Origin of the sequence: Arthrobacter alkaliphilus (assembly GCF_021483235.1) — a bacterium.
In the GTDB taxonomy this organism is placed as follows: Bacteria; Actinomycetota; Actinomycetes; order Actinomycetales; family Micrococcaceae; genus Arthrobacter; species Arthrobacter alkaliphilus.
Window position 1 is genome coordinate 1 of the sequence record NZ_JAKEEC010000047.1, and the last position, 8155, is coordinate 8155.

The 8155-nt window shown below is 63.9% G+C and carries 9 protein-coding genes; 3 read left to right on the top strand and 6 right to left on the bottom strand.

Translation table 11 applies throughout. From position 1 onward, the window contains the following. Nucleotides 1-539 precede the first annotated feature (539 nt). The gene (locus L0B83_RS19375; RefSeq protein ID WP_234760214.1) at nucleotides 540-1481 is read left to right on the top strand and encodes a phosphodiesterase; all 942 of its coding nucleotides are present in this window, start codon (nucleotides 540-542) and stop codon (nucleotides 1479-1481) included. 2 nt (nucleotides 1482-1483) lie between these two features. Here L0B83_RS19375 and L0B83_RS19380 read toward each other — a convergent pair whose 3' ends face one another. Both L0B83_RS19380 and L0B83_RS19385 read right to left on the bottom strand, forming a co-directional pair. After that, a complete protein-coding gene (locus L0B83_RS19380; RefSeq protein WP_234760208.1) occupies nucleotides 1484-3067 on the bottom strand; it encodes a stealth family protein in 1584 nt (527 codons plus the stop codon). Nucleotides 3068-3118: 51 nt separating this feature from the next. After that, nucleotides 3119-4027: a Cof-type HAD-IIB family hydrolase gene (locus tag L0B83_RS19385; protein ID WP_234760209.1), complete on the bottom strand. Its 909-nt coding sequence runs from the start codon at nucleotides 4025-4027 to the stop codon at nucleotides 3119-3121. Nucleotides 4028-4193: 166 nt separating this feature from the next. Here L0B83_RS19385 and L0B83_RS19390 point away from each other — a divergent pair, with 166 nt between their 5' ends. Beyond that, on the top strand, nucleotides 4194-4493 hold the full coding sequence (locus L0B83_RS19390; protein WP_059388531.1) for a type II toxin-antitoxin system VapB family antitoxin: 300 nt from the start codon (nucleotides 4194-4196) through the stop codon (nucleotides 4491-4493). A 112-nt stretch (nucleotides 4494-4605) separates the two neighbouring features. After that, entirely contained in the window at nucleotides 4606-5220 is a 615-nt protein-coding gene (locus L0B83_RS19395; RefSeq protein ID WP_234760210.1) for a LytR C-terminal domain-containing protein, read from the top strand. 38 nt (nucleotides 5221-5258) lie between these two features. On the opposite strand, the gene L0B83_RS19400 is transcribed toward L0B83_RS19395, so the two are convergent. The 4 genes from L0B83_RS19400 to L0B83_RS19415 form a co-directional block, all read right to left on the bottom strand. Next, nucleotides 5259-5891, bottom strand: coding sequence for a TetR/AcrR family transcriptional regulator (locus tag L0B83_RS19400; RefSeq protein ID WP_234760211.1), 633 nt, complete (start codon nucleotides 5889-5891; stop codon nucleotides 5259-5261). A 41-nt stretch (nucleotides 5892-5932) separates the two neighbouring features. Beyond that, nucleotides 5933-6547 carry a DUF2510 domain-containing protein gene (locus L0B83_RS19405; protein WP_234760212.1) on the bottom strand — a complete coding sequence of 205 codons (615 nt, stop codon included), beginning with the start codon at nucleotides 6545-6547 and terminating at the stop codon, nucleotides 5933-5935. Between the two features lie 95 nt (nucleotides 6548-6642). After that, nucleotides 6643-7341 carry a DsbA family oxidoreductase gene (locus L0B83_RS19410; protein WP_234760215.1) on the bottom strand — a complete coding sequence of 233 codons (699 nt, stop codon included), beginning with the start codon at nucleotides 7339-7341 and terminating at the stop codon, nucleotides 6643-6645. Nucleotides 7342-7510: 169 nt separating this feature from the next. Continuing rightward, entirely contained in the window at nucleotides 7511-8041 is a 531-nt protein-coding gene (locus L0B83_RS19415) for a GNAT family N-acetyltransferase (RefSeq protein ID WP_234760213.1), read from the bottom strand. Between the last annotated feature and the right edge of the window lie 114 nt (nucleotides 8042-8155).

The following is an 8155-nucleotide window of genomic DNA, read 5'->3' on the forward strand; positions in this document are numbered from 1 at the left end:
ACGCTCGGTCACTTAATGGCGGTTCGGACGCCGACGCCCGGGGATGTGACCGGGCGTCGTCGAAAGTTGCGCTGGATGTGAGTGGGGGTCGTCGAAAGTTGCCCTGGATGTGACCGGGCGTCGTCGAACGTTGCCCTGGATGTGACCGGGCGTCGTCGAACGTTGCCCTGGATGTGACCGGGCGTCGTCGAACGTTGCCCTGGATGTGACCGGGCGTCGTCGAACGTTGCCCTGGATGTGACCGGGCGTCGTCGAACGTTGCCCTGGATGTGACCGGGCGTCGTCGAACGTTGCCCTGGATGTGACCGGGCGTCGTCGAACGTTGCCCTGGATGTGACCGGGCGTCGTCGAAAGTTGCCCTGGATGTGACCGGGCGTCGTCGAAAGTTGCCCCAAAACCGACCGGGGATCAGAGGGGAGCGCGAGTAATTTTCCAACATTCCGACAGTAAGTTACCCTGCGTTAGCCTTTTGTCTGGTTGGATGGGGTCTATTGGGGCAGACACTGGAGGCGCCGTCTCCCACCGACCCGAAGGTAGTAATGGAGCTCATCGAGGCCGAGTATCCGCGGCCAGGACACGTACTTCTGCACCTTAGCGACTCCCACCTGTTGGGAGGGTCGGAGCCTCTCTACGGCGCGGTTGACAGTGAAGCCCATCTCAGGCAGCTCTTTTCGGAAGTGCACGCGTCAAAGGTCCGTCCCGACGCCGTGATCTTCACCGGCGATCTCGCCGACCAAGGCGAGCCGGGCGCCTACGCCAAACTCCGGTCGATCGTCGAGCCTGCCTGTCGAGAAATGGGCGCACGGGTGATCTGGGCGATGGGAAACCACGACGACCGGGCGAATTTCCGTGCGGGACTCTTCGACCAGAACGACAATGACGACCCGGTGGATCACAGCTACTTCGTCAACGGGCTCCGGATCATCACGCTCGACACCTCAGTGCCCGGCTTCCATCACGGCGAGCTAAGCGAGAGCCAGCTCGACTGGTTGCGATCGGAGCTCGCGACGCCGGCTCCGGACGGCACGATCCTTGCCCTCCACCACCCTCCGGTGCCGAGCGTCCTCGACCTGTCCGTCCTGGTGGAGCTGCGTGGCCAAGCGGCATTGGCCGACGTCGTACGGAATTCGGATATCCGCACCATCCTGGGCGGCCACCTGCACTACTCCACCACGGCCATGTTCGCCGGCGTCCCTGTATCGGTGGCATCCGCGAGCTGCTACACGCAGGACCTTAACGTTCCCCAGGGCGGAACCCGCGGCCGTGACGGTGCACAGGCGTTCAACCTGGTCCACGTTTACGAGCAAACGATCGTGCATTCAGTGGTGCCCGTGGGCGAATCGCCGACTGTCGGCGAGTACGTGAGCCCGGAAGCCACCAAGCGGCGGCTCGCCGAAGCAGGCATCCGGATTCCCCAGAGTCCCACGGACGAACGCGGTTCCAGGGCCGACGCGAAACGCCCGGAGTTTAGCCGGCGCTAGGGCTATTTCTCCCAAGGTGCCTTGACCGGGAAGTACTTCTCCATGAAGTCCGTCACGAGGGCGGCCCTTTCGTCGGCAGCCACCTCGGGGAAGCTGCCATCGTTGAGGCAGAAGAAGTCCACATTGCGTTTGGCGAGCAAAGTCGGGAGGTAATGCAGCCCGGACCACAGGGTTGTATCCACATACCTGACCTTGGCCGCTGTCTGCGTTACTGCCCGGCCGGTGAGCAACGAGTAGTAGTGGTAGAACGAGTTGGTCACCGAGATGTTGTCCGCCGCCCGGAACTTGCTGGCCGCCGTCTTGGCGAACTCGATCGGAAACTCGCGCTCCATTTCTGCGATCACGCTGCGTCGAAGAGGGGCGGCGGTGTGTTCCAGGTGGCGTGTGGTGATGCGTCCGAACCGTTCCCAGAGAAGCTTCCTGTTGACGCGGGCCGCATTCTCGAAGCCGCTGCGTTCGGCGTCGTTCTCTCCCAGCCCGATCCGCGTGGAGGCTTCGATGAACTTGGTGATTCCCCCGGGAGTGAAGAACATGTCCGGCGCGACGGGCCGGCCGAAAAACATGTCGTCGTTGGAATACAGGAAGTGCTCGGAGAGCCCCTCAATGTGGTGCAACTGGGATTCCACAGCCTGGGAATTGTGGGTGGGCAGCACTGTGGGGTCCTTGAAGAACTCCTCGCTTCGCACGATCCTGACGCTCGGGTGCTCGGCCAGCCACTCGGGAACGGGGGAGTCCGTGGCGATGTAGATGCGGCGAATCCAAGGCGCATACATGTACACGGAACGCAGGGCATATTTGAGCTCGTTGATCTGCCGGAAACGGGCCTCGTGGGCGTCGCCCTCGCCCAGGACCACGTCTTTCATTTGCTCCCGGCGGGCCGCGATGTATGCCGGATCGTTCCCATCCACCCACGAAAAGACGATATCGACGTCGAAATCGATGTCGCTCGCGTGGTCCGCGAACATATTCTCGATGGTCGGCCAGCTCAGCCCATGCCGTTCCACCGTGCCCCTGACAGCGTCCTGGCGCAGCATGGTTCGCCGGGTCAGGGAGTTCTCCACCGGCAACACCAGTTGCTCGCCGTCGAACTCCCACAATTCCAGCTGAACGCCCAAGGACGGGCCGTAGGTCAGTCCGCCTCCGGGCTCCACGCGCGGCCGGAAGAGCCGGAAGATCCTGGCTTTGCGGTTGTTTGAGAGCTCCCCGTCGGCCACCAGCAACGTGGATTTCTTCCGCGCGTCGACGGTCATGGAGTAGAACGGCTCGTTACGGAAAGCCGAGATCAATGCCTGGCGCAGCTTCTTCCGGAGCTTCCAGTCGACGGCGATCACGGGCCGGTGGTCGTTTCCGCGGACCAGGATGAAGTCCAGCCCGGCCGCATCCAGCGCGGTACGGATCACGAGAAGGTCCTCGACCATCGCCTGCTGGGGCGTACGGTTCTGGTTCAGCAAGCTGTAGCGGCCGCGATGCCGGACGACGTCGGCGCGGTGCTTGAGGCGCGCATCGACTGCGGGCGATGTCGGTTCGGGAACGACCGCATCGTCGTCGGAGGCCGGGCTACCGAAGTAGATTGCTTGCTGGTCCATGACTGTGATGGCTTTCCTCCGAAAGGTTGTGGTTCGCGCGGGCTTGTGAACCTAGCCCGCCAAGGCTTCACGCCAACTGCGCAGGAATGCGCCCCCGGCGTCGTCGTGAATGACGTCGGCACCCAGGCCGAGGTCCGTGGCTGTAAGAACATCGTAGGGCTTGTTGGGCACACCGTCGGCGGGCCGGACGTCGATGTGCTTGACGCTGTGGTCGTTGTGGTGGAGCCAATCGGCCATGGCGTAGTCGGTGCGGGAATCGCCTACCGTTCGCCACGCCTGCGGGGTGATGCCTTGGGCGGCGAGCAGTTCCACCGCGCGGCTCGCGCCGAGATCTTTGCCGAGCCGGATGGACTCGATGTCCGTGGAGATGATGGTGGGGTCAAGGCGGTAGTCGGCGGCGTCGTCGGACTCTGGGGCGTGGTGGTCCAGGAGAGTGGCGGAGAGCCCGTGCTTGCCCATGAGGTCCAGGGCCTCGGCGTCGAAGAGCTTCTGCTCGGCCAGGTACTCGTCACTGGAGACGTCCAGATGCTGTTCCACCGAGACCATTGCGCGCTTTGTCTCATCGAAGAACATGTGGCTCGCATAGTCCTCCGCGACCATGCGCCGGACGTCGTCGCCGTAGGCCTTCGGAACGGCGAGGTCATGGTCCACATGGATGGGGCCCGGGCCGGTGGAGGTGAAGCTGAACCACACAGCACCTTTTTCGCAGATCGCGTGGACCACCGTTCCCGCGGGCATTCCGGCGGCGATCATGGGTGCCATGACCTGCTCCCGGATGAAAGCGTCCGAGCGGCCGGTGTTGAAAATCACGGGGATGCCTGCGGATGCCAAACCCACGAGGTCGGCAATGATTTCCGGCTTCACGTCGCGCGTTAGGGGACTCGCGACGGGGCCGTCGACGTCGAGGAGGAGTGCGAGGGCGGGAGCAGCCGGGTGCGTGGCTGGCATTGAAGCAGTCATGATCCCATTCTGTCAGTCCCGTGTCTTGGGCCGAAGGCGGATGACGGCGCCGAAGGCGGCAACGTTTAAGTGCGCGCCGTCCGTCAACGATTACCTTTTGGCCACAACCGCGGTGACCCACGTCTCAGAAGTTCCCTTGAGCGCCTGACTTCTTTACGCTTGCAAAGTGATATTCAAAGCTGTGGGCGAGGGACGCCCCTACCCCGACCATGGTTTTTCCACGCCGAAGGACTGGGCCTCGCTGCCGCCCCGGCCCGTCCGGCTCGACGAACTTGTCACCACCAAGCGCACCCTTGACCTGGAAGCGCTGTTGGCTGAGGATTCAACCTTCTTCGGCGACCTCTTCCCGCATGTGGTGCAGTATCAAGGCCTGCTGTATCTCGAAGACGGACTCCACCGTGCTGTCCGTACCGCGCTCCACCAGCGCACGGCCATCCACGCCCGGGTCCTGGTGATAGATGGTTAACGAAACAATCCCGGAGGTACAGGTGGCAGTGCCCGAAACTGGGGATCCGCGGACGCGCCGGAAGCGTCCCGGTCGCCAGAAAGACCCGACTAGGCTGCATGGTCATCGCGTTGTGACAGGACCGGAACTTCGGGCAACTTTCGCCGATGCCCCCGGACCTGAGAGCCACCCAGGGTGGTTCAGCCGCCGCCTGCTGCATGGGATTGTCCTGGCGCTGCTTGTCGGACTGGTGGTTGCAGGACTTGTTGGCGCTTGGGCAGTCATCAACGGCATCATCCGATTCCCCTCCGCAGTTGCGAGCCCGGCGCCGGCGGCCGTGTGTCCCTCCGCCGTCTTCGACTACACGCCCAACAACAAGGTCAACGTGAATATCTTCAACGCCGCCGGCAGGCCCGGTCTCGCCAAGAACGTGGCGGACCAGATGAAGGCCCGCGGCTACAACGTCGGAACCGTGGACAACTCCACCACCAGCTACACCGGCCCTGCCGTGGTTGTTTCAGGATCCGGCGGCCAAGCGGCCGCTTTCAACATCCAGAGGAACATCGCGGGCACCGACTACGTCCAGGACCAGCGGACGGACGCCTCTGTGGACCTTATCCTCGCGCCCGGCTTCTCGGCACTGGTGGCACCCGAGCTCGTGGACAACACCCCGGGCAAGCTCAGCTGTCCCCGCCTGGAGCAGCGGATCGCGGACAACGCCAAGCTGCCGGTGATGCCGACTCCGTAGCGTTGCCTTCCGCGGACTGAGCCAACCCGGCGGCCGGGTCACGCCAAGCGCGCGGGCCGGCCGTCGTCGTCGAACCTTGCTCCTGCGCCCAACTGGATGAACCGCACGGTCTGGGCCAGCCGCGCGTCCAGCTCGGTTCCGTTCCCGGTATTTCCGCGCGCCGCGCTTGAGGAAAGAGTTCCGTGGATGAGCCTGGCGAGCTGACCGACGTCGGTGGGCGGAAGGTAGCCGGCCGCGATTCCGTCGCGCAGGAGGTCCTGGAGAAGCAGGTTGAGTTCGCCGACGTGATCTGCCAATTTCGCGAAGGAAGCGGGGGAGAGGACGGCCGCCATAGCGGGACCTGGCGGGAGGTGCCGTCGGCTCAAGTCTTCCACCTGGGCGCGAACGTAAAGGGCCAAGCGGTCCACCGGGTTCTGCAACGTGGCCAGGGATTCGCGCAAGTCGCCCAAAAATCGCTCGGTCTCATCCAAGGCGTAGGCGATGAGGAGCTGTTCCATGTCGGCGTAGTAGTTGTATACCGCTGTGCGGCCAACGCCGGCGTGCCGGGCGACGTCGGTCATGGTCAAGCCGGGCAGGCCGTGGGTGAAGAGCAGTTCCCCGAAAGCTGTCAGGACCCGGCGTCGGGTTTCAGCGCGCTGCGCCGCATTGCTGGCGGCCGTAATCCTAGGCATACAGACACTTTACAGGGAAGTGTCAGCAAAATTGGCCGAAACTAGTACCCGTTGGGGCTGGAGAAGAGACGGAGCATGGACGAGGCATGGGCGAGGCTGATCACGAGGCTCACCACATACACGCCGATGAAGGCCCATATCGGCGCCAAGCCCCTGCCGGGCGCTACCTTGCGCACCACCACGGACCTGCCGATCACGTAGACCGCGAGGTTGAGGAATGCCCACGCCCAATGAAACGGCCGCACGACGCCGGCCCGGCGGAGCCCTTTCCAGTCGAAATAGGCCGCGACGATCGTCGCCGCGTATGCGAGGATGCTCACTGCCGCGACCACGAAGTACCCGGGCGTAATGATCGAGGATGGGTCAAGTGTCCTGACGCCCCGCACGTAGACAAAACGTGGAACAGGGTTCCACACGGCGGCCTGGAGCACAACAACCACGAGAGGGGAGGCGACGATCAGCCAGATGAGGGCGTTGTAGACGGGAGTCTGCGGGCTGATCAAAGGGCGCCACCTGCCGGGAGCAACCACAGGCTGCGCCGCCGGCAGATACCCCGACCAGGCGGTGCCGTCCCACCACAGGGACCTGCCTGATCCGGCCGGGTCCGGATACCAGCCTGGTGCAGGATGTGATTGGTCCATCGGGCGCTCTGTCATGGTGCTCCTCATGTGGGTGGAAATCGAGCCCCTCCGGGACTCCCTTCTATATACCCCACGGTGGGCTGTTCCCGACGCATTCGCGTCCGCACGTCCTAGATCGCGCAGCCGTCCGGGCCGCAGGCTTCGGCGTCGGAACTCCCGACGGCGACCAGCGGGTTCGCTTCCTGCCATGCCTGCGTCAGGGCCTGGGTGAAGACCTCGGACGGCTGGGCACCGGAGAGTCCGTACTTTCGGTCGATAACGAAGAACGGCACGCCGGTAACGCCGAGCATCCGGGCTTCGGCGATGTCGCTGCGGACGTCCTCTGCGTACTTGTCAGTGCTGAACAACTCGGCGATTTCGGCTTCCGGCAAGCCCAACTCGCTGCCGAGCTTGGCCAGGTATTCGGGGTTGCCGATGTCCTGCCCGTGTTCAAAGTGGCCGCTCAGGAGCAGTTCCTTGGTTTCGTCCTGCTTGCCGTGGGCGGCGGCCAGATGGATGAGACGGTGCGCCGTGAAGCTGTTGGCCACCACCACGTTGTCGAAGCGGTAGTTGAGGCCTTCGCGCTTCGCCTGCAGCGCCACGTGCTCGAACATCTGGCTGACTTGTGCGGGGTCCATGCCCTTGCGCTTGCTCAGGTAATCGAGTTCCGTGCCGTCGTAGTGCTCCGGGATGCTCGGATCCAACTGGTAGCTGCGCCACTGGACTTCGACCGAATCGCGGTACGGGAATTCGCCGAGGGCCTTTTCGAACCGGCGCTTTCCGATGTAGCACCACGGGCAAGCAACGTCTGACCAGATCTCAATCTTCATGACGGCGACAACCGGAAGCCGGGCCCGGGCATTCCCGAACCGGCCTGTTGGACTGGTCACAGCGACACGCAAAACGGTTTTCGACGCAGAAACGGTCAGACGCTACCGGTATTCCAGCCGCGTGAAACTCTTTGCGCGTCGCCCGTCCATTTGCGCGTCGCGGAACGTCTTAGACCGCCCGCTCCATCACAAAATCGTGCTCCACGGCGTCGCCCAGGCGGAAGGACTTGGTCCCGACCTTCCTGAATCCACTCTTTTCGTAGAAACGGATGGCCTTGGCGTTCTGGCTGTTGACGCCGAGCCATACCCCGGCAGCCCCTGAACCCGCGGCGCGGTCCAAGGTGGCCTTCATGAGTTCCGCGGCAGCGCCCAAGCCGTGGTGCTCCGGATGCACATAGCACTTGCTCAGTTCCGTTGCAGGGATGAGCGTCAGGGCCGACGCGACGTCGGCGTCGCTCGTAGGCCGGGCGACGAGCATGCTGTAGCCGCGCAGTTCCCCGGCGGCGTCGATGGCCAGGATGGTGATGTCCGGATCGGCAAGGTATTCCGTGAATCTCTCCGCGCTGAGCGTCCTGCGCAGGTGGGTCGAGATGTCCTCGGGCGAGGAGTCCGGCGGGCAGGCGAGCGGAAAGGTGACGGCGGCAAGCTCCGCCAGCGGGCCGGCGTCGTCCGCTGTTGCTTCACGGATTATCTGGCTCATGCTGTCCTCTCAGGCAATCGGGCGACGGAATGCCCCTCAGGACTGATCCTAAGGGGCATTCGAGCGCTTAGTCCTGGCTGAAGGCGGCGTCGAAGCTGGTTTGGGAGGGTGGGA